A 25,925-nucleotide genomic window follows, 5' to 3' on the forward strand; every position below is an offset into this window, starting at 1 on the left:
ACCGAGCACGCCGTGTTCCAGCTCTACAGCATCGCAATCTTGTCTATTCACCGTGCTGCCCAGCGCAGCGCCTTTTCATGCGCATGGCCAGCGGCCCGAGACACCGTCCTTGAACGCATCGGCTGGGCTTATTTTCAAAAGCGCAACACTGCCAAGATGGAAGTTACGATTGGTTTCTTTTTATTTTTGTCTCATGGTACTGTTGTTAATAGGCTATTGGCCTTTCGTGGAGCCATTTTTATTTCCGGAGGAGAAATGTTTCTCAACATCATATTGCTGCCTATCCTCATTCCCATCTGGGCTGTTACTCTGCTCTTTTCGTTCGCCGTCCTTCCGATAACGATCCTCATGAAGATCTGCGGCGCGGACGTGAACCTCTTTCCCCGCTTCCGGCTGCCTTTCCCGACCGGTTCAGGCAGCGGTGGCAATGCTGCGGAGGCCCCTAAGCGTCCGATGACCAGCGCGGAGTTCGGCGCCGGCTTCCGGCGGGACTAGGAGGCACCATGGCAATTCCGATGCACGTCTTCTCGGCGCCGTTCTATACTTTCAGCGTTCCCATGCTCGAGATCGCGGAAGAGTATGACAGGCGCACGACAGGGGACAGCCCCTGGTACCTTTACCGGGATTTCGACGTCACGGGCAGGTTCGTCTTCGTCACGTCGTTCGAGCCCGGCACGTTCACGCCGAAGGGCTTGGACGGCATGCATGCCAGCTTCTCGTCTAGGTTCAATGCCGACTATTTCTCACGGCAGTCTGCCGGCAAATTGCCATCGCCTTTCAGGGTATCCACGGCGTCAGGCGACTTCGACTACTCGTTCCCGAAGGAAGCGGTGTCCATTGCCGAGAATACGTACATTTACCTGAAGCCCTGCGTCGAAAAGAAGGGGTTCTTCTCGGCCTTCTCGGGATACGGGCGACTGCAGAAGCTTGGCAACGTGCGGAGCGTCTCGTTCGGCGAGCCCCTGCTCATAATCTTTTCCGGCAAGTGCTCGTCGCCCGGCGACACGGGGCGCCTGTGCGATATCCTGGTGGAAACTGCGGAGCGATACACGCGTGCGGCGTACGAAAGCTACCTGCAAGCCGAGCGTCGCGCGGCAGCTGACGGCCAGGAGCATGACGCGATGCTTGCCAAGCTGCGCGCGATCCTGGAGATGCAGGACGAGTACAAGGCGAAGGAGACTCTGAGGGGAATGGACTTCCTCAACTACCAGGAGTCCCTTGCCAAGCTCAGCATGGAGGAAATGACGAGGCTTTTCGCGATGAAGTGAGGTGAGGGAATGGCAGGACAAGGCGAGTTCTTCTCGGGCTTCCTGAGCCCAGCGCAGGCGGCTCAGATGCAGCTGCTCGAAAGCAGGTTCGTCGGCATGGCCGCGCTGCAGCGGCAGAACCACTGGCATGCTCTGGAGCGGATCTACGAGCAGGCGAAGATCGCGGCCGCCAACCGGGATCGGGAGCACGGCTACGATGTGGATATGGAGGCGCTTCGCCATCGGAACAGGGTTAGCGAAGCGAGGGATGCGGTCCTGAACGGCGCGTTCTCGCAGGCGGTAAGCTCGGTGTTCTCCGACCGGTCGAAGGCAACAGACCTCCACAACGACATAGTGCGCCGGGGCCACGAGACCTTGTCGCGCATCCGCGAACGCAGGTTCGATGCCTATGCGGCAGTCTTTCAGGCGAGAGCTATAGCGGGCATCGAAGAGTCCAGGGCCGAAAGCGACCACCGGAGGCACCTCGAGGCACAGCACGCGGCGCACGCTCAGCGCTTGGCGGAGCAGGCATCGCAGGCGCGCTTGGACGATTGCCGCGCCGAGCGCGACCACCAGCGGGGGCTTGAACGGGGAGACGCGGACCACGCGCGCGGAATCGAGCGCGACGACCACCAAGCGTACCTTGGGGAGACAAGGGCCGACAGCGACCATCGCAGGAACCTCGAATCGCAGCGGGACGGGCACGGGCAGCGGCTGCGCGAGCAGGAAGCGAAGGCCGGGCTGGACGAGCATGGCGCCGAGCGTGACCACCGGCGCGGCATCGAGCGCGACGCATTTGGCGCGGGCATGGCGGAGGGCCGGGCCCAAAGCGACCACCGCAGGAATCTCGAATCGCAGCACGAGGGCCACGTGCAGCGGCTGCGGGAGGGGATTTCCAAAACCCGCCTGGACGAGTTCCGCGCGCGATCGGACCATTGGCGCAAGCAGGAAGCCGACGACGCGGAGCATGCGCGAGGGACCGAGCGCGACGACTCCCAGTCCGCGCTTCGCCGCGTCGAGACGTTCTTCACGAAGTACTGCGAGCACGTTTTCGAGCTCCTGAGGCGGGAGGAGGACGAGCAGGCCCGACGGGCAGGGGATGAGCTCGAAAGGATGTGGCGCGAAGAAGGGATGAGGATTATCCACGGGGAGCTTTTTGCCCGATTCGGTGCCGATCAAGCGTAGCCGCGTGCACGCTACAGCCTCCCCCCTGTGACGAAGGAAATGCAAAAGCCCGGCGAGGACGTAACTTGAATTCAGGAACGATAGGTATGCCATTGTTTCCAAAAGGGATTTCACGGATAGGGGGAAACGTGCAAATGAACGACCAAAGGCACGCTCCCGGCATGTGGCCAAGCCGGGAGCGGGGGCGATGAAGGCGAGGCCGGAGAAGGGCTTTTTCGTCGACCAGCCGATAGAGAAAGTTATATTGAAGGGCGTTGCCGGCCTCAGGCGTTCGGGCCGGAAATTTCCGCTGACCCCGAGGGAGCTGAAGAGGCTCTTCGCGTTCGGATACGTAGCCGAGGAGCCCTCAGAAGACCTGCCGCACACGTACGAGGCGTTCGATCCGACCCTGGGCAGGACGAAGGACCAGCTGCGCCAGCTATACCCCGGCCTTTCGCCGCTGAGGGTGAGGGAGCGCGCCAGGAAGGCCGCGCTCTACTTGGCACGGCAGGCGCACGTCCTGAAAAGCAACCACGAGCGAGCCGCCCTTTCCAAGTTTCCCGCGCTGAACGGCTCCTCGTACCTTGGCCTCGCGGACTACACGAGGTACCTCTGCGCGTTCCACGAACGGGACCTCGCGCAGTTCTTCCAGCCCTGGGTCCTTCCGCTGTCCGAGTCCGACCTCCGGTCCCACTGCTACATCGCGGCTGAGAGCGGGCACGGCAAGACGGAAGCCATTAAGCTGCTGCTGTACTGCCACCTGAAGTCGCGGCACGCGACGATCGTGCTCGATCCGCACGGCGACCTCGCCGAGCAGGTGGTGAGGTGGCCCGAATTCGCGGCGGAGCCCGAAAGGCTGGTCTATTTCGACCCGTACCTAGCGGGAGTCCCGGGAACGGCCGAAGCGCTGATGCCGGTGATCAACGCGATGGACGTGCTCAGGGATTCTGCCCTTATCGACAGCGGTATAGAGATCTTCCTCGAGGTGCTCGAAAGCTCCCTCGGGGAAGGGGACGCCGAGTTCAGCGGGCGGATGCGGACGCTCGTGAGCCCCATACTCTACCTCATGGCGCAAGAGCCGAATCCCAACCTGCACAGGCTGCTTGAGCTGCTGGAGAATCAGGCGGAGGCGACGGAACTGTATTCGCGCCACGGAAGCGGCATGAACGAATCCAGGAAGAGCATGTTCGCGAAAGTGTTCGACTCCGGTTACCGGAACTCGAAGAACTCGGTGCTCGACCGGTTCCGAGGGCTCATCGCCCCGGACGTCCTCGACAGATGCCTCGTCGGCGAGAGCAGCATCCGCATTTCCGAAGCCATGGACGCGGGAAAGTTCGTCGTGTTCAACCTGCGCGGGCAGCACAGCGCGGTCGTGCTCGGCCGCTTCGTGCTCTCTACCGTGCTGCATGCCGCGCTGGCACGCCAGCACATGCCGCGAAAGGCGCGGCGGCCGGTCTTCCTCTGCATCGACGAGGCCGACCGGCTGGTATCCGAGAGCCTCGACCGTATCGCGAAGGAGACCCGGAAGTTCGAGCTGTACGTCACGCTCGCGCAGCAGATGACCGGATCCAGGATGACCGGAGCCTCCTGGCGCGCTATCGAGGGGAACACCCGCGTACGGATCGCGGGCGGCAGCCGCGAGGGAGAGACGGTCAACACGCTGGCGGGCATGGTCGGGGTCGACCCCGACGCAATACGCAAACTTCCCGCGCAGAGCTTCTATTTCCAGGCCCTGTCGCGGCCGCCGTTCCTGGTCGACCTCTGGGACGGGATCGCCGACGACAGGCACCGGATGAGCGACGGGGAGTGGGACCGGGTCAGGTCCATCCAGCTCCGTGACCATTACCGCGCGCAGAAGCGTGGCACGGCGAACGCGTCCAGGCCGGCGTTCATTTCGGAAAGCGGGAAGATCGCGTTCGACATCGAGAAGCCCGATGAGACCGTTTAGGACGAATTTCCTTCCCGCCCACTTCGCCTGCATCCTGACGCTCGCCCGCATGGGGAACGGCACCAACAGCGCGATCCACCTCGCCACCGGAATCGGGAAGGCGGACGGGAAGTACGTCGGGCGCTACATGGGGGACCTCGTCGCGATGGGGCTCGTCGAGAGGAGGATCCTGTCCGCCGCGACGAGGCGCTCGTCCGGCGCCAACAAGGGAGTGAGAGTCGGAAGCCTGTACGCCCTGACCGAGCGCGGGGCGTCGTTTTGCGCTGAAACGCTCGGGGTCGCCCTGGCCGACGTCTATTTTCCCGCCGGCGGGATCCAGGCTGAAAGCGAGTTCCTGTTCCGGCACAGGAAGGCGATGCTCGAATTCTTCGGAGCGCTGCTACGCCTCGAGCGGCTCGATCCAGAGCGATTCGCCGTCGACGAGATAGTTCCGGACTTCAGGGGCACGGGATCGAACAGGCTCGGGCAGGGCGGGCGAATGGTAAGCGTCTCGCTGCCAAGCGAGGGGGGCGTAGTCAAGCCGGACGCGGTCATACGCTTCGGGGCGGGCGGCAAGGCGAGGCTGGCGGTTCTGGAGATCCACCGCCAGACATCGAGCAAAGACATCGTCAAGCAGCTGCGGCGGCACGCGCTCGCGCTGCGGCTCGGGCTGTTCAGCGACCGCTTCGGCGTCGCGTCGGCGAACTTCGTCCTTTCGGTGCACGAGGACGCTGCCAAGATGCGCAACGTCGTTGAGCGCATACGGGCCGGTGCCGATTTCCCGGAATTCTCCGAAATGGACTGCATCAAGGGATACCATTTCGCCTCGCTGGGCGACGTCCTGGAGAAGGGCGTCGAGCATGCCTTCTTCCACCTGGACGGTGCGGCTTCGCAGCTCTTTCCCAAGCCCGCAGGTACCCAGGCACTGCAGTCGGTAGGCCATGGAAATTGATTTGACGGGGCGAGGCCGCTGATTAAGATAAAGGGGTGGGATGCGTCAACACCCCACCCCCTCCTCCTACCCTAACGACGGGGCCTTACTTCCGCTCGAATGTCGTTACACCTAGCGTGAGCTCATCAGGCAGATAAGGAGGCACAGCACCAGGGACCAGCGTATCAGAGATACTTCTGCTTCCTTCGTTGCATTATGCAACCAGACCTTGCGGGCATGCTCCCGTTCAGATGCGTTCATCGGACAAATAGAAAAGAAATAAAGCGCCTCCCTTGCGGGGGCTTTTTGATTGTACAACGGGAATAAGGCGAACTTCCATGAGTTTGAGGTGCGTGAATCGTTTCGCTAGGCCGTTTACTTTTTGTCTCGTCGGGCTATGATTGTAGGAAATTTCCGCAGCCCTAAGGCAATTCCGAGATGAAGATAACCGCATTCCTGTTCACCGTTTCGCTTGCCGTTGCGGCATTTCCCACCTCAGCGGCAGACATTAAGCCGGCAGCGATGTCTGACCAGCAGGTCAAGACGCAGATCATCGCGGAATCGACAGCCGCATATCCGGGGCGGTGTCCGTGCCCGTACAACACGACGAGGAACGGCAGCGCTTGCGGAGGCAGGAGCGCATGGAGCAAGAAGGGCGGCTACGCTCCGATCTGCTACGAGAAGGAGGTCACGAAGGAAATGATTCAGCGATGGCGGAGCGCAAATGAGCCGCTGAATGCATCCCGCAAACCATAGGGCATCTCGGATTGCCGTCCGCACGAGCCCCCCAAAGTGCAGCTGCCAATGAAGCTAGCAAAACGAACCGAGAATTCCAGCTATGCGCCGTTCGACCCTTCCGTGGACGGGCAACTGCGCGCGCATCCCAGGCGCAAGCAGGATCAGCCAGCCGCGAACGAATGGCTGGCAGTAGATAACCCGGAAATCAAAGAAGTGATGTGTACTGAAACCGGTCAGCACCGAGCTGTCCGAGAGGTGCTAGGGCACGACATCACGGACCTGATGGACCTACGCATGCGCGTCAGCACGCTGCTGCAGACAGCCCCTCTGTACAGGTGCTCGCTCTGCGGCGTCGCTGTGCATATCTGCTCGACTCCAAGCAAGCGGCGTTTCTTCTTCAAGCACAGGGAGCAGGACGGAAGCTGCCCGGCCAATACCTCGTGCGGCCTGAGCCAGGACGAGATCGACGCCCGGAAGTACAACGGCGCGAAGGAAAGCCGGCTGCATGCGAGGATGAAGGACTGGATCACGCAGTGCCTAACCATTGATGGGCGCTTCGGCTCCGTCCGGCAGGAGGAACGCTGGAAAGGCGCTTTGCCTTCCCAGTGGCGGAGACCGGACATTACGGCGCAATACGGCGGGGTGCGGATTGCCTTCGAGATCCAGCTTTCGACGACGCCGCTCTCGGTGATAGCCGCCAGGCGGATCTTCTACCAAGCGGAAGGCGCCCTCCTGATCTGGATCTTTGCCGAATTCGAGCAGGAGTACCGCCGCCTGACCGAGGACGACATCTTTTTCAGCAACAACCTGAATGCCTTCGTCGTAAACCATAAGACCGTCGAGGCTTCCGTCGAAGCGGGGGAGTTCCGCATCGAGTGCGCCTGGGTTCAGCCTATTGGCAATGGGGACCTTTCCGGTATCCACCGCAGGCTGCTGCCTTTCCATGCGCTTACCCTGCAACCAGAAGCGCAGCGAGCGTTCTGGTTCGACTTCAATGCCGCAAGGAACGCGCTGCAGCGACGCCTCCCCGAAGAAGAGCTTCGCGCGGAAATCGAGCACTGGTGGCTGAACGAGGGGCCTATTGGCGAAAACGACAAGGTAGAGGCCGAATGGAAGGCCTTCCAAAAGCGCCTGCAAGGCTTGGGCGTTGACGCGAGCACCTATTTTTGGGATTACTTCACTACCCTGAAAGTCCTTTACTGCGCGAAGCATGGCAGGGCGGTCTGCGACCGGCGCGGGACGCTAATCGCCGTCGCCCACGGCGTCATAAGCAGCCACAAGCGGGACCTGGCGTGGTTCATGCGTGCTGCAAAAGTATTCGGAAGCTCGGAGCTGATCGAGCGGCAGGATACGAATTCCAAGTTCGCGAACAAACTTGCCGCCGCGCGCGAGGACTACGTGAAGGATCCTGCTGCGTTCGCGCCGCACGAAAGGTGTGCCGCGCTCGTGCCGTTCCTGTTTCCCGAGCTTGCCCCATTGCCTTCGTGAGCCGTGGAGACCTCTCGCAGCAAGGGAGGCCCGAAGCTTGAACGAAGGATGCATGTCCCTATACTCAGCCATCGGGGATGCCGGGCGCGAAGCGCCGTTGCCGATTCCGAAACCTAATAGGCCAATATGAAAATCATAGAAAAGATCCGCCTGTCCAATTTCAGGAAATTCACCGACCTCCAGGTGGACTTCGATCCGGACATGAACATCCTGATCGGAGACAACGAGGCGGGCAAAAGCTCCGTGCTCGCGGCATTGGACCTCGCGCTGAGCGGAAGCAAATCGAAGATCGATACGGTAGGCATCGAGAACCTGCTGAACGTGGACTGCGTTTCGGCTTTCATGGCAAGCGCACGAAACCTCGGCGACCTGCCCGCCATGTACGTCGAGATCTACCTGAACGAGCAGGGAAATCCGGACCTTTGCGGAGAAAACAACTCGCTCAAGCGGAATTGCGACGGACTCAGGATGCTTTGCGCCCCCATGGACGAGTTCAGCAAGGAGATACGGCACATCCTTGATCAGGAGGGCGACAATTTCCCGTTCGAATACTACGCCGTCGGATTCCGCACCTTCGGCGACCAGCCTTATTCGGGCTATATAAAGCACCTCCGGCACCTGCTCATCGACAGCTCGCAGATCAATCACGATTACGCCACTCGGGAATACACGAAGTCGATGTACGGCGCGCACGCGAGCATGCCGCAGCGGTACAAATTCCAGAACGAGTACCGAAAGCACAAGACCAAGTTCAGGACCGATATCCTTGCCGAGCTGAACGATTCCCTAAGCGAGTACAAATTCTCGGTACGGAACAACGCGAAGTCGAACCTGGAGACCGACCTGGTGATTACCGAGGACGACATTCCCATCGAGAACAAGGGCAAGGGCAAGCAATGCCTGGTAAAGACCGAGTTCGCGCTGAGGAAGCGCGCGGGAGGGGCCGCAACGCTCGATGCCATCCTTCTGGAGGAGCCGGAGAACCATCTCAGCCACCTGAACACCAAGAAGCTGATACGGACCATTCAGGAGTCGGAGACCAAGCAGGTTTTCGTGGCGACCCACAGCAGCCTCGTCTGCACTCGGCTGGACCTGCGGAAAATCGTCATGCTGAACAGCAGCTCAGCCGTTCCCCTCCTGCTAAGCGGCCTCACCCCGGAAACGGCGGACTTCTTCATGAAGGCCCCGGACAACAACGTGCTCGAGTTCATACTTTCCAAGAAAGTCGTGCTCGTGGAAGGAGACGCCGAATTCATCCTGATGGAGGCGTTCTACAAGAAGGCGGCGGGAGGCAGGCTGCCCGACCAGGACGACGTCCACGTCATCTCTGTCGGCGGCACGAGCTTCAAGCGCTACCTGGAGCTCGCCTCGCTCCTGGGAATCAAGACTGCGGTCGTACGCGACAACGACGGGGACTACAGGAGGAACTGCGTGGACAGCTATTCATCGTTCACGACCGGTGCCAGCACCATCAGGGTGTTCGCGGACGCGGACGATTCCCGGAATACGTTCGAAGTCTGCATGTACGCGGACAACACCGCGATTTGCGACGGCTTGTTCGGACCTGGCCGGAAAACGCTGCCGGTCGGAGAGTACATGCTCAAGAACAAGGCTGATGCCGCCTTCGAGCTGCTTAAGGAAAAGGAAGACGACCTGGTTGTCCCTGCGTACATCCAAGAGGCGGTCGCATGGGTAAGAGCGTAGTCTTCGCGGTCGCGGGCTCCGGAAAGACCACCCGCATCATCGAAAGCCTCACGGCGGACCGGCGATATCTTATCCTGACGTTTACCGACAACAACCTCGCTCACCTCCGTCGGAAAATAGTTGAGAAGTTCGGCTACATGCCCAGGACCATAGGGCTCTTTTCGTATTTCTCTTTCCTCCATTCGTTCTGCTATCGCCCCTTCTTCGCCATGCAAATGAAGACGAAGGGGTTCCAGTGGAAACCCCCACCGGCGTCGACGCTAAGGCTTCCTCGCAGCAGCGAGAAGTACTATTTGGACGGAACCCGCAGGATCTACTATGGCCGACTGGCGCTGTTCCTGGAGAAGCGGGGCGTCATGGCGGGCGTCATAGCGCGAATCGAGAAATACTATGACGCGCTGCTGGTGGACGAGGTGCAGGACTTCGCCGGCAATGACTTTAACTTCCTCAGTTCGGTCGTGAAAAGCTCTGCGCTGGACGTTCAGCTCGTTGGCGATTTCTACCAGCACACGTTCGATACGAGCAGGGACGGCAATACAAACGGGACGCTCCATGAGGACTACGGAAAGTACCGTCAGCGCTTTCTCCAGATGGGAGCCGTGATCGACGACGTTTCCCTGATCAAGAGCCGCCGGTGCCCGCCCGCCGTTTGCGACTTCGTCCGCACGAGCCTCGGAATAGAAATCCACGCGCACGATAATGCGCAGGCGTTTGTGGAGCTCGTCACTGGGCAAGCAAAGGCCGACGAGATTTTTGCGAGCCCGACCGTAAAGCTGTTCTACCAGGAGCATAGCAAGTATCAGTGCAATTCAAACAACTGGGGAAGCTCTAAGGGGCTGGACCACTACGAAGACGTCTGCGTCGTTCTGAGCGCGCCGCTGCTGAAGGCGTATAAGAACAACGACTTTTCCAAGCTGCCAGCCCGGACCCGTAACAAGTTTTACGTCGCCTGTACCAGGGCCCGCAGGAACCTTTACCTAGTGCCCGAAGCTTTGCTCAAGAAGCACAAGCTCGAGGGGTAGGACGCATGGCAAGGAATTCATACGTCGTGGCCGCTAGATACCCAATCACGAAAATAACGTCGGTTGGTTGCACTGCGAGGCTGCGTGCAAGGAGGCAGTTGAGGACGACAGCGAGCAGGAAAGTATCCTGTAGCGGGTGCTCGAAGCCATGCGCAGACTTGTGGGCGCTGAAGGCTGCCCTATTTTTAGCGAAGGAGAAAGTCGGAAATGCTTAACGAACAGGATTCTTCGTCGGTTCTCGACCGGATACGCCATAAGATGGCCGATTCCGGATTCGAAGTTTTCGACGAACACGCTTTTCAGCTCATGAGGTCGGAGCTAGGGCAGGACGGACGGCGGATCGATGCCGGCGCCGCACTCAGGAAATACGTCGAAATCGTCCAGAGCCTCCTGAGGTCTGTGGGGGCCGACAGGGTCGCAAGGGCGAAACGGAAGCTGAGTGACCTCCTCTGCGAGGGAGAGGAAATAGAGATAGTTCTGGATACGCGCTCCTTGGGATACGCAGTCCGTAGGGAGGGCGATACCTGGGAGGAGGCTCTGAACGGATTCGCCGAAGCCGACAAGTTAGCGGACGGGCTCGACGAAATACTCGTAAGGGTGGAGCGTTTCGACTATTCGGATCCAGACCCTGAGCCGAGCGGCGGAGGGCCGTCGCCATGATAGACGCAATTGTCGCGCTCATCGACCAGAACTTCCAGAATGCCACGGGAAAAAGCGCCGACCTCAAAGCGTCAGCGGGCTCGGGACCCAAAAGCCTCAAGCGCCTGAAGGTCGAAAAGCTCTTTGAGATCGTAGCGTTGTCCGAGTTGCTGGCAAGGATGAGCAATACGGGGAGCTGTAGATTCTCCCTCATGAACGAAGGCGTTCCCGGAAAAAAAATGGTCCTGCAAAGCGCTCCTGGACTCGCGGACATTAATCGGTCGTATATCCAGGTCATCAAAGACGGAGCGATCGTGGCCACTGTATGGACAAACGTGGAGGTTCGGGGGATGAGTGCGGGGCAGGTCCACGGCGCGTCGGAAACAGGAAGCTACCACGAGGCAGACGTGCTAGTGCTTAGCCCGGAAGCACATGACATGGAGGACGCCTGTCGCCCAGCACATTCACATGCCTATCTGATCATCGAATGCAAGTACCTTGACATGTTGCCGAAGGCGGTACTACGCAATATGCTCGGATTGCGCCGAGAACTCAGCCTCCTTCGGCAATCAGCGGATTCATCGCTTTCTCTCGCGATTGGCGCGCATACGCCTGATCTAAGTCCCGCTTTGCCTGCATCCCCGGCATCCCATCTCGTCTTCTGCTATCCAGACCACTACGGGTTCGATCCGAAGTACGAGTGGAAAGCGCCTGGCGAGTTGTTTGGAATAGAGTTCTGGCCGCTGTAGCGGCCCTCAAGGCGAAGACATGGAAGGCAGAAAACATCTATCGAGAGGTACTCCTGTGGCGGGACAAGACTCGCGTAAAGCAGGGATCGAATAGTCCGCAGGTGGGGAATATTTTGTGACTGAGGCGAGTTTCCCCGGGCACAGATTCGGAAGATTTGTCGAAAATATTACCCACGAGATCATTGGAAAGCCTTATAATTACAGCCTTAGCACCCCAATGGCATGACGGACTGTTAATCCGCAGGTCCCTGGTTCGAGTCCAGGTCGGGGAGCCACAGAACATGCAGCAAGCCTAGAACCCAGCCCTAACCCGGTTGGGTTTTTTGCTTTCTAGGGCCGGTTTATTGGGTTGCTGTGAGGCGGTCGGGGCAGGGCTACCCCGAGGGCATGGTAAGCGCCTGAGTGGCACCGTGGGGTGCTATGCAGTTCCGTGCGGAAATAGAATCCTTCGAAAGTTCGCATGATATATTCCTAATAAGCCGCTCCGTACATGGACGTAATGGAAGTTACATTGAAATAGCGGCCTTTTCATAAGATGAGGTGCATCGTGGCTGAACTGCCAACCAACTTAGAGTTTCTTAAGGATGCAAGTCTTGATTCCGATATTAAGAAGGCCTTATTGGATAAGATATTTGAAGAGAAGCGCCTGATACTGGAGCGCGAGAAGGATGATGCGGCGCGGCAAGCTGAAAAGAATCGATTCTGGCATAACACGCCCATTATGATTGCATTAACTGGAATAATTACTATCGCAGCCAATGCGATGAGTAGCGCCATCCTGGGTCGGGAGGGGGCGCAATATAAGGAATCGCTTACTCGAATTGAGGCTACTTTGGCTGAGCAGGGAAAAGGTGCGGATGCTAATCGCCAAGCGAGCAATGAAGAAAGGCAATTTGCGTTCCGTGTTATAGAGAAAGAGCTGGCTAAAAGCAACGATATGAAAGAGAGGGCCGGAGTGCTCTTGTTTCTTGTCCGTTCAGGAATCCTTAATGGACTAAATCGCCAGGAACTGGAGAAAATGGCCCTGAATGACTTGAAAAAGAGCGGTTCAGACTCTGGAAGCGTCGGAATTCCAGCAACTCTCGGTTCGCTCAACTATCAACTGAAGGTACCTGCCAGTCCTTCTGGGCAAACTGAGGCAGCAATAATGTTGCTGAAAATAGCAACGCGGGAAATTAATAGAAATATTGAGGAGACAACACACCTGTCGGATTTGAAGAAATATTGGGGTGCTGTGCCGGGATTTGGACGTGAGATCACGTCAGAACTACCTTGGAGTGCGGCATTCATTTCTTGGGTGATTGCACAGGCTGGAAATCCGGATGACATACAGCTTTCAGCGACCAGTTACAATATATGGAACAGTGCGGTAAAGAAGGGGGCTACATTCGGTCGCTCAACGAGAGCTCTCCCTGGTGATTTGATTTTTATTGCGAGAACAAAGGAAGAAGCGAATCGAGTGCTTTCTGGAACGGCTATGCCAATGCACCCGGGAGTTGTATATTCCGTAGACAAAGGGAAAAGTCTGAGGTATATCAGCGGCAATATGGAGAATGCTGTGAGATTGCGCGATATTATGCTAGGTGACGAAAAGATCGTCGGGTTTGTAAGGATTGGCTTTAAGGAAAATAGTTCGAGCAAGGGCACTGTCCAACAAAAGATTCCAATTGGCGACTCCGCCTCCGGGGCTTCAGCTCTTCCGGCAAGTGGCGGCTGAACCTGCAAGCGAGGTTTTTTTCTGTATATTCATCTACCTGATTATGTTTTTATTTCAGGCTGCCCCAAAATTCGTCGTTTAGAACACGGCCGTGTGCTGACGACAGCTGCCGCCATGTGCGGCACCATTGCCGGCATGTCGGCCCTGTGGTTGAATCGGTATTGCACCTCGGCCAGATAACGACGCGCATATTTTGCGAATTTAAACGCGTGATGAGTTCCCGGCAAAGCGGTTTTCAGATTCCCTGGCAGGATGTTGAGCCAAGGGAGCGGTTCAATTTCGGCCCCGGCTTTGCCACGCGGCGCGAGCACGGTTTTGTGCACATATCCCAGTTTCCTTGGCACTTCGAAGCCCAGCAGCCCGTCGGAGGTGACGCAAACTGCCCGGCACAATCGCACTGGAGGCCCAGTGCGTCAGTGCCGCAAACGAAAAGCCGTTGAGCGGATCGAAGCGTACGCGTTGCGGACGTCCGTCGCGCATTTCGACCGCGGCTACGAATGCCACCTTGTTCGAGGAGCTGCGCCCCGGGCCGCCGCACGTACGTTCGCCGCCCAGGTAAGCGTCGTCAACGCGCACATCGCCTTCCAATGGTTAGCGCGCTTCGCGTTGGACCGTCACTTCCATCAGCTTGTGCTTGAGCAGGCAAGCCGCCTTCCACGAGATGCCGAGTTGCCGCATCAATGCCAGCGCCGCGATATTGGTCTTCGATTGCGTCATCAGGTAAATCGCCAGATACCAGGTCGTCAGCGGCAGACGGCCATGTTCCATGATGGATCCAGAACTGTATGGTCGCTTCGCTGGCGACCCGTCCCTCGGCGTCGCATTCTCTTTAACGACGATACTCTTTTCTTCCTTATTCAGTGAGTGCCTGGGAGCCTGAGCGATTGAGGCCTCGATTATCTGGTCGTTACGGGCAGCGTAGCCATGCAGGGCCAGTTGGCGGTTGGCGGTTGGCGGCGTCGAATGCGCTTTCGCTGGCACCCGTACATTAGGCAGGCGCTCCTTAAAAGTCCAAATGGTGGTGCGGTCAGGGATCAGGCTCGAATCGCGCAGCCTTGCAAAACGCTGAGAGCTTAGGCGGTCCAGCAACTGGAATTCCATTTGTTCATTGGAGAGATTGAACGATTGCTGGATCGAAGGATGCGTACGATGGCTTCGCTCGGAAACGGGCGGCCGTCCGCTGCGTTCACGGTTAAGTCGAGGTGCCACTTGATCTCCCGCGTGCGCGTGCGCCGCGAAATCAACATGCCGCTACAGCACCTGCAGCGCGTCGCCCAGCTTCGTCATCTTGGCTTCGCGTTCCTGGGCGGCGCGACATCGTGAATAACCGTGCCATGCAAGTTGCACACCGTGCCGCCGTATATAGATGCTTCTATGTTCGGGCCGCGACGGTGCTGGGCGAGCCTTGGCCTATTTACTTTGATCTATCCAGCTTCTGGAGCTCAGTCTGAATCGAATTGATTAGCGGGATCATCGTGTCAATAATATATGCGTCTGACAGCGTTCCTTCGGACAAACGATTTTTTTTCAGATAGTCCATCGCGTAATTCCAGAAATATAACTCGCGTCCTTTCCACAAGTGGGATTTATTCAGCCTGTCGTATCTGGCCCGCAGCGCTTGTGCAACGATGACCAATGCCGGGAGTTCCAGTGTGTCGATGATGGTGGCAAATTCGGTTGGTGACGCATCGGCAAAGATTGCATACTCCGCGTAGTGCCCGTCGCCGCCGCGTCCGGGTGCGATGCGGCTGGCCCATTGCCTCGCATTGCCCTTCAGTTCTTCCATCCATGCTTTGGCCACGCTTTGCATGGTGGCAGTCCGTGCATCGTCCAGGCAAGATTGGTAATGCGCGGCGAGCGCCTTGAATTCATGTTGGTCACGGGAAGCGAAAGCGAGACCGTAGGCGCTACGAGTATCGAGCTTGATATCGTGTCCTGTCGTTTTTCCTTCCTCGACCAACCTGCCAATGGCTTTCTTACCTGTATCCAGAATGTCGCCAGCACTTTGGCCTGTCAGCAATCCGCGTCGGGCGAAAGCGATCAGCAAGCCTGCCGCATGCAAGAATTCGCCTGGCTCCGGATAGTCGGCTTGTTGAAAGCGCGTTAGAACACGGTCAATCAGCGTAGCGAAGTCCTTGTCCGACAGCTGGTAGTGGTACCACAGCCGTTGCCAGTCAATGTGCTGCACATCGTTGAAGAATGGGCCTCGCATGACGCCATTTAACGCTTCCGTAGGCGACAGATAGCCGCGCTCAAAAAAGCGGGCGTAGCAGCGTGCCAGCATGGCGGCCATGGATGCGTCGCTGAGGCCAATCTTCCGTATAGTTTCACAGGTTGTGCTGCGCAACGCACTGCTGTCCAACGGTGCCGCCAGATCCAGGTCTTCAATGCTGTCGATATCCTGCGGCGTGATATGGCCTGATCGGAATTCCATGCTGAGCGACAAGACGTCTTTGACCAACCTGTCCAGGAAGTCACTGTTTTTCTTCAATTGCACCCAATGGCCTTCCAGGCACGCCCACAAATCCGAGAAATCCAGCATGGCTTGGCGCAGATGGCGCAGGTTTTGGTATCCATGGTTTTCAAAGGCTGCAAGGGCAATCTCTTTGCGCTTCCCAAGAACAGTGTGGGCGTCATCGTTTGTCAGTGCTTCCAAAAATGGGAACCACGCGGCATCCGCTTGTGGAACGATGCGTAGCGTGCGGCCGATGACTTTTTCCTTGCCTGTTGCTGCCGAAGTCAGCCCACCATCCGATTTATTCAGCTCATTGGTGTTGGCGACAATGATTACCTTGTATCCGTCATGTTCGACATACTGGTTGATATAACCGAGTACTTCCGTCAGCGGGGCATTGGACCGCTCCAGATCGTCGAACACGAGAATAGTGTGCGAGGCATCCCATTTTTGCAACTCGGGCAACGCGATTTGTAATGTATCGCCGGTTTCGAGTTTCAGCGTGGTTTTCAGCCCGCTGCGCACTGCATTCCAAAGAAATTTCGACGGTTTGCTGGTCAGAATGGGATGCATCTTTTCAAAGATGCGGTCTGAAATTTCCTGGACGCTGTTGATCCCGTACAGACTGACATACAGCGGCTCCTTCGCCAGGCCCGCACAAAAATCGTTGATCAGCTTGGTTTTTCCGCTACCCCACGGGCCGTCGATCAGTACGGCGTAATACGGTGGGACGCTTTGCGTGCAATACCGGTTCAGGAAATGGCGGACGCCATCGTTGCCGTCTTTCGTTGTCATGAGGTATTCAATGGTTATAGGGAAATGCATCTTACTATCATTCAACGTCCCAAGCCTGGTACGACCCGATTCGGGTAATCCATCAGGACTTTGATCAGCTGGTCGTCCAGTTCTTCCTTGCATTGATCGATGGCAGCGAAGAGGGCGGATATTGAGTAGCCGTTGCAAAGTCGTCACTTGGCAGGGTGGCGCTTGCAACCAGGAAGTTTGGATCAATGGGGATAGCCTTGCCAGAGTATACTAAGGGGCCGGTGAGCGATCCCCGGCCCCTTCACATTGTGCGCCGCCAGAGGCGCTAAAGCGGCATTAAGAGGCATCAACATGGCAAAAAAGAAAGAAGAGCTGGACCCGGAAACCCTGGAGCTGATCCAGTGGTGTATCGAAGTGGAGGGCTGGCTGGTGAAGGGCGGCGCCACGGTGGAGCAGGCCCAGGACCATATCGAAGAGCAGGTCGAGTGGTTTACGGACTTGTTTTATGACGGATTGACCCCGGAGCAGGCGGCGAAGGAAGCACTGGCCTGAGTCCCCGGACGCGCGGGATGTTAAAATCTTGCTTTTTAACATTTCCGCTGCAGCATTTCCACGGAATCCGCGATTACGGTGGACGAGACTGGGGCGCTTCAGTATTCTCATGGAATTAACCAAGGGCAAGCGGCATTTGCTCTAGGGCAAGACCAAAAACAGGGGGCAGCATGGCAGTGGAAGTAGACGATAAGAAGATTGTGTACGGTACAGAAGATTTATTAACCAGTTTGTGCAATTCGGTGATCCGCGTGCTGGGCATCGCCACGCAAAGCAAGGTCAACTATTCCGCCATGGTGCAGCGCATCACCAAGGTCGGCCTGAAACCCGATATCGGATGCTTCGTCCTGTTTGATGGCGGTTTTACCGGCTTGGTCGTGTTGAATTTCTCGGCCGATACGGCCATGGAAATCTATGAGCGCTACATGCTGCACATGGGCATGCCGAAGTCGGAACTGGCCAGCTCGCACACGTCCGACGAAGTGTCGAACATCATGGGCGAACTGATGAACCAGATCGTCGGTGACTTCACCGGCAAGGTGCGCCGCGAACTGCAAACCAACATCACGCAAAACCAGCCGAAAATGCTGGTGCTGACCAAGCAGGTGATGCTGAACGTGGATACGCCGCTGGACCGCCCGGAAATGCGCCGCGTCTCGTTCTATACGGAAAAGAACAACGTGTTCTACCTGGAACTGGCGATCGACCGCACGGAATTCATCCGCCTGTACGATTTCGATCCGCTCGACGCGCCGGACCCGGACCAACTGCTGCACGACGAGCAGGCCGGCAACAACGCGCCGGCAGGCGAGTCGCAGCAATTGTCGTCGGACGACAGCGACGAATTGCTGAAATCGCTGGGCATGTAAGTACGGCGATTGCTTCGAAAAAAACCTTGCGGGTGGCAGCGCAAGGTTTTTTTTCGCCCATTCAATTTTAGTATGCGTTAGCGTGATCCCGTGCCGTCCCGTGGTGGGTAGCAGGCATTAGCGAATCCGCGTTTTTAGGCAATCCTCCATACCCACGTCCAAGGATGCTTGCGCTATCATAAAATATTGATATCGGTTAAGAGGAATTTCTTTGCGCTACGTTGATCGCCAGGAATTGGCAACGCCGGAGTATTTTTTTAGTAACGTGGCCGTTGCAGCGCGCCAAGGGGTCGCGGATTTTTTTGCGATGCCTGAAGCGCAACAGGCGCAGACACGGTTCCCGGCTCCATTAGTGAATTCGGCCGATGTACTCCCGTACTTGAAGAGCCTGTTCCGCAATAAGTGCGCATTTTGTGAAAGCGCCACCGAATGCGGTTTGTACCGTTTTCGTCCGCCGGCCAACGCACAACCAGCCGGTCAAGGCAGGCTGGATCATTTGTATTATGGCTGGCTGGGCGATGCCTGGAATAACCTGTATCCGATATGCGCCCATTGCCGCCCGCCTAATGCTGAATACTTCCCCGTCAGTGGCCAACGATGCCCGCTGCCGACGCGTGGTTCGGTCAATGATTTTATTTTGCGCACGGGAGGTAGCTGGATCGCGCATCTTGATGAAAAGCCGCTGTTGCTGGATCCCTGTGCGGAGAGTGACATGGGGCGGCATTTTGTACTGGATGCGCAGGGTATGCTGGCTCCCATCACATCGCAAGCGGCGGAGACAATAGCGCACTTTTCGTTGAACCGCCCGGCACTCGTGCTTCGTCGTGCCCATGCAATTCAACAATATTTTCAAGACTTGCTGCACCTGGAGTTGTCCCATCAGTTACCGGACGATAAATGCAGCGAAATGCAATTCAGCCTGGAGCGCCAAGCGTACGGTGGACTGTGGTTCCTGCTGTTGAAGCGGGCATGCGCAGCCTTCCCGCACACCAAGGGCGTCAAGCGGATCACCACCAAGAATATCTACCTAAGCATTGCGCGCATACTGTCCGATAAGAATAACCGGGTGAAGTTTCGGATGTTGGTCAACGCCGACATTGAAGACGCATTTGAACGCGCGCTGGACAGCGAGCGCATCGATGATGGTCTGCGGCACATTCGAATCAGGAACTTTAAATCCATCGAGCATCTGGATCTGGATTTTCCAACGCGAGACAGCGATACCACGGCTGGACATCCCTACCAGGAACCGGCATTGCTGGTTCTGGGTGAAAATGCCGTTGGCAAAAGCTCGCTGCTGGAAGGGATCGCCTTGGCGTTGGCCAGCCACAATGCCCGGAAAAAGTTGGGCCTGGATGCCAGGGATTTCGAAACGCGGCCGGAATTCATGGGCGGGCACGAAAACATGCCGAAACGCGATCTGTTGGTGGAGCTCAAGTTTGGTAATGGCGGCGTCAAAGACCTCGGCGTTGGATTGGACGGTGAATTTGTTGACAATATGATGCAATCGATACCGGTGTTCGCATATGGTGCATTTCGCCAGTATCTGCAAAAAACAAATCGTTTCAGTGCAGGGAATACGATTATTTCCTTGTTCCGTACGGATACCCTTTTGTCCAACCCGGAAAAATGGTTGTTGGGTTTATCCGACAATCGGTTCAATGCAGTGGTACGGGCGTTGCGCGACATTTTTAATATTGGTGGCAGCTTCGATGTGATCGAGCGCGAGAACGGCCATTGCGTGGTTATCACCTCTACCGGTGATGGTAGTCGCGCGTGCCGCATCCGGACGCCACTGAATATCGCGTCGTCCGGTTTCCGATCCGTATTGGCAATGGCGTGCGACATCATGCGGGGCTTGATGGATAGCCGCATCAATCCACACTTTACGTCGTTGGAAAACGCGAAAGCCGTCGTGCTGATCGACGAGATCGAAGCGCATTTACATCCGCTATGGAAAATTGGCATCATGCGGGGCTTACGCCGGGCTCTGCCGCGCGTAACTTTCATCGCCACCACCCATGACCCGTTGTGCCTGCGGGGCATGTGCGAAGGCGAGGTGGCTGTGTTGCGCCGGATCGTGAATAGCGGGCAGGCGATGGACAATGCCTCCAATGGACAGGCAGCGGTGTTGCCGGTGAAAATAGAAGCGTTGCAGCAATTGCCGGACTTTAGCAAGCTGGGTGTTGAACAATTGCTTACATCGGATCTGTTTGCGCTGGCATCGACAGACGATCCAGTGACCGAGATAGGTCTCGCAGAAATGAGTGATTTGCTGGCCAAACGGAACAATGGGCACAGGCTGACCGATGCCGAGCAAGCCGCGTTACACCGTTTCGACCAAGATCTGGAATTCTCGCTGCCGATCGGCACCAGTGAGGCACAACGGCTGGTGCAAGAGGCGGTTGCAGAATTCCTGATGCTGCGACAGCAAGCGGCGGCGGAACAATTGGTGCAGCTACGCGAAGTCTCCCGGCAGAATATCATTGCGGCGTTGGGAGGAGTGTAAGTTGAGGGCCGTTCACCGTGGCAAAAAGCCGGCGCCCGCAGCCTTGTCGAAGCGCGATCAACACGGCAAAACAGAGCTGGACCGCGCACGTGACCATTACGCCAAGGCAGGTAATGGCAGTTATCCATTTGACCGGTACAGCAAGCAGGAAATCAAGGACAGGCTGCATGAACTGTTCCATGGTAAATGCGCGTATTGCGAATGCTTTTTCAGTTCGGGCGCACCTGTCGACGTCGAACATTATCGCCCCAAGGGAGCGGTGGCGGAAGATGGGGCGCACCGGGGGTATTGGTGGCTGGCGGCGGCCTGGGACAATTTATTGCCCAGCTGTCTGGACTGCAATCGGCGGCGTAAGCAAATGGTGCCAAAGGGGTTTGCCAACTTGGTCACGCTGCTGGAATCCCAGATTTCATTGAGTGGATACCGGGTGATAAACCAGGGCAAGGGGGACAGTTTTCCTGTTGTGGGTCCACGTGCCGCCACGGAAAATTGTTCGTTGCAGGATGAGGCTCCCCTGCTGCTGAATCCGTGCAACGACAACCCCCGCAAACATTTGCAGTTTTATGTCGATCCTGGCAATTTGATCAGTCTGGTACTACCCAAGACATCCGGCCCTGAACAAAAGTTAGCTTTGCCGCTTGTCGATGGAGATCCCGATGCAGCCGCCGTCGCCGCCCATGCGGCGGGCAACGGTGTTTGCATACGCGGCGCGGTGTCGATCCATACCTACGGCTTGAATCGCCTTAGGCTGGTGCAAGACCGCACACGCCTGCTGCGCAGGCTTCAATTCCTGGAATTCGCAGTGATAGAACTGGCGGCGCTGATGGAGGAAATAGAGGAGTCAACCGCAACTGACAAGGATATCGCGGCGCGCGATAAGCGGGTGCTTAAGCGCCTGCGGTTTTTACATGACCGTATGCTCAAAGAAATGCGTGATGCCGCTGCGCCGGCTGCACCATTTTCCGAATTGGCGGCGGCGTGGCTGGCGGATTTCAAGCGGCGCTTGGCTGCCTAAAAGCTAGCGGTACTTCTGCAAGATCTTATCCAGCGCCCCCGCTTGCAGCAGCCGTTCCTGCGCGCCAGCCAACTCCTGCAGCGACACTCCGCTGTACTTGGTGCGCGCGCAATACATGGGGAAGCGGCTGACCACCAGCGGCGACAGCGCCAGCGCGGCCATGCGCGTGTCATTGCGGCGCAGGTACTGGAAATCCAGCGTGCGCATCATCGAATAGTCCGTGCGCCCCGCCAGTTGCTTGAGCAGCAGCGCGGTTTCGCCCGGCGCATCTTCGCGCCGCGCTTTGCCTGAGGCGAACAGCGCATCGAGCTTGCGGTAAGTGTAGCCATGCACGCCGCCGATGGTTTTCCCTTCCAGGTCGCGCATCGATTGCGCCGGCGGCTTGTCGGCCGGGCCGATCACCCGTTCTTCGACTTCCATGAAGGGCGCGGGCCAGTCATATTCGGCAATGATGTCCGGCGTCAGCCATTCCGGGCTGACGAAACAGCGCAAATCAACCTTGTGGCCTTCCACCGCCCAGTCCTGGCGCTTGCGCGGCAACACCAGGTGCACCGGGCGGCGTCCCAGTTCATGGGCCAGCGCATCTTGCCAATCCTTGATCAAGCCCTCGGCCAGCTCCGGCCCGTGCGGCGTGCTGCGCACCAGCCCCATCGGCAGCGAGCGGCCGTCGACCACCAGGAAACGCACCGGTTCCTGCGCTCCGGCGGCCGCGCCGCCAGCGCACGCCGCCAGCGCCAATATGACTTTCAAGGTGGTATGCATAATGTGACCATCTTATGACAACGAATCCGCCAGCCCATATCACTGTTAAATGTGTGTGGTTATTTCGTTTGCACTCTTGCGCATTTCGCCGTCATGGGCTTGCATGTACACTTGAGCAACAAACTGGAGGGCGTCGCATGCAAATCCATCGTCTACTGAACGCCACCGTGCTGCTGGCAACCGGCATCAACGCCATGGCGCCGGCCGCCGCTGCCTCCACGGAGCCGCAGCAGCCATTTATTTGCCGCACCCAGGAATCCGGCCTGGGCCAGCCGCTGATCGACAACCAGGATGGCATTGGCCACCCCGTGCTCGATGCCGCCACCGGCAAGGTCGTCGGCTACAGCCGCCAGTGCCATATCGCGCCCCGCACGGAATATTTTTATTTCAACGGCAGCGCCTTTAAACCATTCGATCCCGCCAGTGGCTATGCGCAGCCGCCGGCCGACCTGAAATCGATTCCGTATGATGGTGTACAGGCGCCGTTTGTGATCCGGGTCGAGGGCGGCGTCATCAACCGCTTCATGTACACCATTGCCATGCTGGCGCCGCGGCCGCCGTCGGCGGACGCGCCGGCCACCGGCAAGTCGCCGTCGCTGGCGTGGAACGGCAAGCTGATTTACTGGCTGCGCGGCGGCGTCGGCATCGGCCACCAGCAGGGCATGGCCATGTGGTTCAACGGCCAGCTCGGGTCGTCGGAGCGGGCGCTGATGCCGCACTTGCTGGGCAAGGGCTATGCGGTGGTGACCTCGTCCGGCAATGAAACCGGGGTGCATTACAACATGCGCCTGGCGGAGCAGACCGCGCGCATGACCAAGGACTATTTTGTATCCGCCTATGGCAAGCCGGTGTTCACGCTCGGCGTCGGCGGTTCCGGCGGCGCGGTCCAGCAATACCTGTTTGCGCAAAACGCGCCGGGCCTGATCGATGGCGGGGTGCCGATTTATTCTTATCCGGACATGGTGACGCAAACCATCCCGGTTTCCGATTGCCCGCTGCTGGGCCAGTACTTTGCCGATGCGGTGGCGCGCGATCCGCAATCGCCGTGGGCCAAATGGAGCAGCCATGCGCTGGTGCAGGGCATGAATGCCAGCGATACCGCGCGCAATGCGCTGACCGGCGGCACCGGATCGACCGAGTGCATCAATGGCTGGAAGTTCGCCATGCCGACCGTGATCAATCCGCGCTACCGCGATCCCCGCTTCGACAAGGGCGCCAAGGCGTACGGCTATCCCGACGGTGCGCTGGACAAGGTCAAGTGGACCCACTGGAATGATCTGGCGGAGATCTATGGCGCCGACAGCCAGGGGTATGCGCCTATTCCGGTGGACAACGTGGGCGTGCAATATGGCCTGGCCGCGCTGGCCAACGGCAAGCTGGCGCCGGACGAATTCCTGCGCATCAATGCCTGTGTCGGCAGCTGGAAGGAGCAGCCGGACTTCGTGCAATGGGACGCCAAGGGCGATCCGTACGACAGCCGCAACATGCGCCGCAGCGCCACTTGCCGCGAGCCGGAGGGTGTGCCGGCGCCGCGCCGCGCCGGCAGCCTGGACGCCATGCGCAAGGCGTATTCCTCCGGCCACGTGTACACCGGCGCGAAACTGGGTATCCCGGTGATTGATTTGCGGCCATACCTGGAGCCGGAACTGAACATGCACAATGCGCGCCAGTCGTTTGCCGTACGCGCCCGCCTGCGGCACGCCAATCCCGCCGAAGAAAAAAACCAGGTGGTGTGGTTCGTACAGTCCGACCCGGACCTGGTGCGCGTTGTGGTGAGGGCAGTCGATGTGATGGACCGCTACCTGGCCGCCAAGGCAGCCCCGGCCGAATTTACCGATACCTGTTTCGGCGCGCAGGTCGCCGTGCTGGCGTCCGGGCCCGGGGTGTGGGACGGCATCCTTGACAGCAAGGCGCCGGGCGCCTGCACCCGCGCTTATCCGCTCCACAGCAGCCCGCGCATGGTGGCGGGCGACGGCATCCGGGGCGATTTGTTCAAGTGCGCGCTGAAACCCGTGGCGGCGGCGCTGGCGGACGGCAGTTATGGCAACGTGTCATTCAATGCGGCGCAGCAGGCGTGGCTGGCGCGGATTTTCCCCGATGGCGTTTGCGACTACCGCCAGGGCGACGTTGGTAGACCTTCGCTGAACAATTAATAAAATAGTAGCAATAAGCATGCCACTATCCGCTATGGCCCAAAAACCACAGATACTTCTCCTGGGAAAGTAGTAGAATCGGCAATTGGTCATGCATGGGATGCATGAGTGCTGATAAAGGAGACGGACGGTATGGTGGAACTGTTTGGCGTGGACCTGGTGTATTTGCCGCAGGATGGCGGCAGTGGCGAGGCGATCAGCGAAGATGCACTGCTGTCGCTGTATTCCGTTCCCAATGTGCCGGGTGAAGCCCAGACCCTGGCCCAGGCCGTCGAACACTGGTTCGGCAAGACCCTGGAACATGACCGCTTTGCCCACAGCCACGGGCTCGATCCGCAACTGGTGCGCGTCACGGCCCATCCCGCAACACCGTGGCGCATCGTGGTGCAATACAGCGGCAGCCCGGCGCCCGAGGCCGGCCACTGCGCGGAATATGGGCGCCATTGCCAGATTGGCCTGTCCAGCCTGCTGACCCATGGCGCGGCCGCTTTCTTCGGCACCATCCCCCAATTGCGTGAACTGGGCATGTGGGACCCGCTGCCCCGCGCGCAGAATGCGACGCCGTGGCGTCCGTTCCTCGGCATCGGCCTGCCGCTGGTGAACCAGAAATCCGTGCAATTTTTCCACTATCCGCCGATCCGCCTGTTGCAAGGCACGCAGAATTACCTGGCCGACCCGGTGCCGACCCGCTGGGAACATTTGCTGTGGGTGAATGGCGTCGACCGCGCCGATGTGTCGCTGTACGAATCCGTCATCGATTGCGCGCCGATTGCCGCCGATGACGACCAGGGCAGTGGCCCGTTTGCGCACATTCCGCCTACCGTGCCGTATTTTTCGCAATACCAGGCCGACCAGCTGCGCGCCTTGCTCGAACGCGGCCGCAATGATTTCGGCGTGACGCCGCCGGTGGTGGCCTATGGCGGCAAGGCCGTCCCGCAATTCAATAAACTGTTCGGCACCAGCCTGACCACGGCGCAAAGCGCAGCCGTCACCGGCAACGTGATTCCCGGCCGCCGCACAGCGGTGTTGGGCACCGGCCACCCGTACAATTTTTATTACCAGGCGCAGCAGGCGCGCCACGACGACGATCCGGCGCATTACTACGTTGGCAATGGCCACCTGACGCCGGAAGTCGCCGAGCGCGGTTCGGCCGCGCGTGAAAAAGTCGTGCGTATCGCGGTCGATGACATGGTGGCGGCGCGCTGGCAAATCCGCATGGCGGCCCGGCCCGATGCCGACCCGGCCGAGGTGCTGGACGCGTGCCGCACCGAATGCGGGCTTGAACGTGCGGGCGGCCAGGGCGGCGCGTGGACCCTGCAGGCGGCCGGCCCGCTGCGCGACCTGGCGGAATACCTGACCGATTACCACGGCTCCTTGCTGTATCCTGACTATGGCAGCGACGACCCGCAAGCGGCGCTGCGTTATCAGTACAGCACCGAATGGCCTGTCATGCGCCATCCGTCGCCGGCGGTTTAATTCCCCGTCATACCGATCAAATATCAAATTAATGGAGTGCAGC

Annotated in this window: 22 protein-coding genes and 1 pseudogene; 17 read left to right on the top strand and 6 right to left on the bottom strand. The window is 58.5% G+C overall.

The genetic code is table 11. The annotated features are described in order from the left end of the window. Positions 1–12 precede the first annotated feature (12 nt). The 11 genes from AC1RRC_RS20695 (at position 13) to AC1RRC_RS20745 (ending at position 13,326) form a co-directional block, all read left to right on the top strand. Positions 13–495, top strand: coding sequence for a hypothetical protein (locus tag AC1RRC_RS20695; RefSeq protein ID WP_493057420.1), 483 nt, complete (start codon positions 13–15; stop codon positions 493–495). Between the two features lie 8 nt (positions 496–503). Continuing rightward, entirely contained in the window at positions 504–1,268 is a 765-nt protein-coding gene (locus tag AC1RRC_RS20700) for a hypothetical protein (protein WP_493057421.1), read from the top strand. A 9-nt stretch (positions 1,269–1,277) separates the two neighbouring features. Further along, complete coding sequence (locus AC1RRC_RS20705) at positions 1,278–2,432, top strand: hypothetical protein (protein ID WP_493057422.1); 1,155 nt, start codon at positions 1,278–1,280, stop codon at positions 2,430–2,432. Positions 2,433–2,619: 187 nt separating this feature from the next. Next, the gene (locus tag AC1RRC_RS20710) at positions 2,620–4,359 is read left to right on the top strand and encodes a type IV secretory system conjugative DNA transfer family protein (protein ID WP_493057423.1); all 1,740 of its coding nucleotides are present in this window, start codon (positions 2,620–2,622) and stop codon (positions 4,357–4,359) included. Next, on the top strand, positions 4,346–5,290 hold the full coding sequence (locus AC1RRC_RS20715) for a hypothetical protein (RefSeq protein ID WP_493057424.1): 945 nt from the start codon (positions 4,346–4,348) through the stop codon (positions 5,288–5,290). Before AC1RRC_RS20710 ends, AC1RRC_RS20715 begins: the two co-directional genes overlap by 14 nt. Before the next feature lie 783 nt (positions 5,291–6,073). Next, a complete protein-coding gene (locus tag AC1RRC_RS20720) occupies positions 6,074–7,495 on the top strand; it encodes a DUF6035 family protein (protein WP_493057425.1) in 1,422 nt (473 codons plus the stop codon). Positions 7,496–7,621: 126 nt separating this feature from the next. Next, the gene (locus AC1RRC_RS20725; protein ID WP_493057426.1) at positions 7,622–9,199 is read left to right on the top strand and encodes an ATP-dependent nuclease; all 1,578 of its coding nucleotides are present in this window, start codon (positions 7,622–7,624) and stop codon (positions 9,197–9,199) included. Next, on the top strand, positions 9,184–10,221 hold the full coding sequence (locus AC1RRC_RS20730; RefSeq protein ID WP_493057427.1) for a DEAD/DEAH box helicase: 1,038 nt from the start codon (positions 9,184–9,186) through the stop codon (positions 10,219–10,221). Before AC1RRC_RS20725 ends, AC1RRC_RS20730 begins: the two co-directional genes overlap by 16 nt. Before the next feature lie 207 nt (positions 10,222–10,428). Continuing rightward, complete coding sequence (locus AC1RRC_RS20735) at positions 10,429–10,881, top strand: hypothetical protein (protein WP_493057428.1); 453 nt, start codon at positions 10,429–10,431, stop codon at positions 10,879–10,881. Next, positions 10,878–11,609, top strand: a complete 732-nt coding sequence (locus AC1RRC_RS20740; protein WP_493057429.1) for a hypothetical protein — start codon at positions 10,878–10,880, stop codon at positions 11,607–11,609. The genes AC1RRC_RS20735 and AC1RRC_RS20740 overlap by 4 nt, the downstream gene beginning before the upstream one ends. A gap of 547 nt (positions 11,610–12,156) precedes the next feature. Next, positions 12,157–13,326, top strand: a complete 1,170-nt coding sequence (locus tag AC1RRC_RS20745) for a DUF2272 domain-containing protein (RefSeq protein WP_493057430.1) — start codon at positions 12,157–12,159, stop codon at positions 13,324–13,326. A gap of 41 nt (positions 13,327–13,367) precedes the next feature. Here AC1RRC_RS20745 and AC1RRC_RS20750 read toward each other — a convergent pair whose 3' ends face one another. The 5 genes and pseudogenes from AC1RRC_RS20750 to AC1RRC_RS20770 all read right to left on the bottom strand — a co-directional run bounded on the left by AC1RRC_RS20750 (position 13,368) and on the right by AC1RRC_RS20770 (position 16,576). Further along, entirely contained in the window at positions 13,368–13,718 is a 351-nt protein-coding gene (locus AC1RRC_RS20750) for a transposase (RefSeq protein WP_493057431.1), read from the bottom strand. After that, complete coding sequence (locus AC1RRC_RS20755; protein ID WP_493057432.1) at positions 13,600–13,902, bottom strand: transposase; 303 nt, start codon at positions 13,900–13,902, stop codon at positions 13,600–13,602. Before AC1RRC_RS20755 ends, AC1RRC_RS20750 begins: the two co-directional genes overlap by 119 nt. A gap of 15 nt (positions 13,903–13,917) precedes the next feature. Continuing rightward, entirely contained in the window at positions 13,918–14,094 is a 177-nt protein-coding gene (locus tag AC1RRC_RS20760) for a hypothetical protein (RefSeq protein WP_493057701.1), read from the bottom strand. Between the two features lie 288 nt (positions 14,095–14,382). After that, positions 14,383–14,535, bottom strand: a pseudogene (locus AC1RRC_RS20765) (IS5/IS1182 family transposase); the annotation flags it as partial. 205 nt (positions 14,536–14,740) lie between these two features. Beyond that, entirely contained in the window at positions 14,741–16,576 is a 1,836-nt protein-coding gene (locus AC1RRC_RS20770; RefSeq protein ID WP_493057433.1) for a P-loop NTPase fold protein, read from the bottom strand. Positions 16,577–16,897: 321 nt separating this feature from the next. Between AC1RRC_RS20770 and AC1RRC_RS20775 the strand changes: the two genes are divergently transcribed. The 4 genes from AC1RRC_RS20775 to AC1RRC_RS20790 all read left to right on the top strand — a co-directional run bounded on the left by AC1RRC_RS20775 (position 16,898) and on the right by AC1RRC_RS20790 (position 21,491). Further along, positions 16,898–17,098, top strand: coding sequence for a hypothetical protein (locus AC1RRC_RS20775; RefSeq protein WP_493057434.1), 201 nt, complete (start codon positions 16,898–16,900; stop codon positions 17,096–17,098). Between the two features lie 170 nt (positions 17,099–17,268). Continuing rightward, positions 17,269–17,967 (top strand): DUF3334 family protein, encoded by a 699-nt coding sequence (locus AC1RRC_RS20780; protein ID WP_493057435.1) that lies wholly within the window; start codon positions 17,269–17,271, stop codon positions 17,965–17,967. Between the two features lie 211 nt (positions 17,968–18,178). Beyond that, the gene (locus AC1RRC_RS20785; protein WP_493057436.1) at positions 18,179–20,476 is read left to right on the top strand and encodes an AAA family ATPase; all 2,298 of its coding nucleotides are present in this window, start codon (positions 18,179–18,181) and stop codon (positions 20,474–20,476) included. A 1-nt stretch (position 20,477) separates the two neighbouring features. Next, a complete protein-coding gene (locus AC1RRC_RS20790) occupies positions 20,478–21,491 on the top strand; it encodes an HNH endonuclease family protein (RefSeq protein ID WP_493057437.1) in 1,014 nt (337 codons plus the stop codon). Between the two features lie 3 nt (positions 21,492–21,494). On the opposite strand, the gene AC1RRC_RS20795 is transcribed toward AC1RRC_RS20790, so the two are convergent. Continuing rightward, complete coding sequence (locus AC1RRC_RS20795; protein ID WP_493057438.1) at positions 21,495–22,253, bottom strand: substrate-binding periplasmic protein; 759 nt, start codon at positions 22,251–22,253, stop codon at positions 21,495–21,497. A 137-nt stretch (positions 22,254–22,390) separates the two neighbouring features. Between AC1RRC_RS20795 and AC1RRC_RS20800 the strand changes: the two genes are divergently transcribed. Next, positions 22,391–24,406, top strand: a complete 2,016-nt coding sequence (locus tag AC1RRC_RS20800) for a DUF6351 family protein (RefSeq protein WP_493057439.1) — start codon at positions 22,391–22,393, stop codon at positions 24,404–24,406. A 132-nt stretch (positions 24,407–24,538) separates the two neighbouring features. Beyond that, positions 24,539–25,882, top strand: a complete 1,344-nt coding sequence (locus AC1RRC_RS20805; RefSeq protein ID WP_493057440.1) for a hypothetical protein — start codon at positions 24,539–24,541, stop codon at positions 25,880–25,882. Positions 25,883–25,925: the final 43 nt, after the last annotated feature.

Source organism: Pseudoduganella sp. GW821-FHT12E03, assembly GCF_058807115.1.

What these genes read in the sequence shown, in the direction of transcription:
- AC1RRC_RS20700 (WP_493057421.1), top strand. Translation starts at nt 504, where the DNA reads ATGGCAATTCCGATGCACGTCTTCTCGGCGCCGTTCTATACTTTCAGC.
- AC1RRC_RS20705 (WP_493057422.1), top strand. Translation starts at nt 1,278, where the DNA reads ATGGCAGGACAAGGCGAGTTCTTCTCGGGCTTCCTGAGCCCAGCGCAG.
- AC1RRC_RS20710 (WP_493057423.1), top strand. Translation starts at nt 2,620, where the DNA reads ATGAAGGCGAGGCCGGAGAAGGGCTTTTTCGTCGACCAGCCGATAGAG.
- AC1RRC_RS20715 (WP_493057424.1), top strand. Translation starts at nt 4,346, where the DNA reads ATGAGACCGTTTAGGACGAATTTCCTTCCCGCCCACTTCGCCTGCATC.
- AC1RRC_RS20720 (WP_493057425.1), top strand. Translation starts at nt 6,074, where the DNA reads ATGAAGCTAGCAAAACGAACCGAGAATTCCAGCTATGCGCCGTTCGAC.
- AC1RRC_RS20725 (WP_493057426.1), top strand. Translation starts at nt 7,622, where the DNA reads ATGAAAATCATAGAAAAGATCCGCCTGTCCAATTTCAGGAAATTCACC.
- AC1RRC_RS20730 (WP_493057427.1), top strand. Translation starts at nt 9,184, where the DNA reads ATGGGTAAGAGCGTAGTCTTCGCGGTCGCGGGCTCCGGAAAGACCACC.
- AC1RRC_RS20735 (WP_493057428.1), top strand. Translation starts at nt 10,429, where the DNA reads ATGCTTAACGAACAGGATTCTTCGTCGGTTCTCGACCGGATACGCCAT.
- AC1RRC_RS20740 (WP_493057429.1), top strand. Translation starts at nt 10,878, where the DNA reads ATGATAGACGCAATTGTCGCGCTCATCGACCAGAACTTCCAGAATGCC.
- AC1RRC_RS20760 (WP_493057701.1), bottom strand. Translation starts at nt 14,094, where the DNA reads ATGGAACATGGCCGTCTGCCGCTGACGACCTGGTATCTGGCGATTTAC.
- AC1RRC_RS20770 (WP_493057433.1), bottom strand. Translation starts at nt 16,576, where the DNA reads ATGACAACGAAAGACGGCAACGATGGCGTCCGCCATTTCCTGAACCGG.
- AC1RRC_RS20775 (WP_493057434.1), top strand. Translation starts at nt 16,898, where the DNA reads ATGGCAAAAAAGAAAGAAGAGCTGGACCCGGAAACCCTGGAGCTGATC.
- AC1RRC_RS20780 (WP_493057435.1), top strand. Translation starts at nt 17,269, where the DNA reads ATGGCAGTGGAAGTAGACGATAAGAAGATTGTGTACGGTACAGAAGAT.
- AC1RRC_RS20795 (WP_493057438.1), bottom strand. Translation starts at nt 22,253, where the DNA reads ATGCATACCACCTTGAAAGTCATATTGGCGCTGGCGGCGTGCGCTGGC.
- AC1RRC_RS20800 (WP_493057439.1), top strand. Translation starts at nt 22,391, where the DNA reads ATGCAAATCCATCGTCTACTGAACGCCACCGTGCTGCTGGCAACCGGC.
- AC1RRC_RS20805 (WP_493057440.1), top strand. Translation starts at nt 24,539, where the DNA reads ATGGTGGAACTGTTTGGCGTGGACCTGGTGTATTTGCCGCAGGATGGC.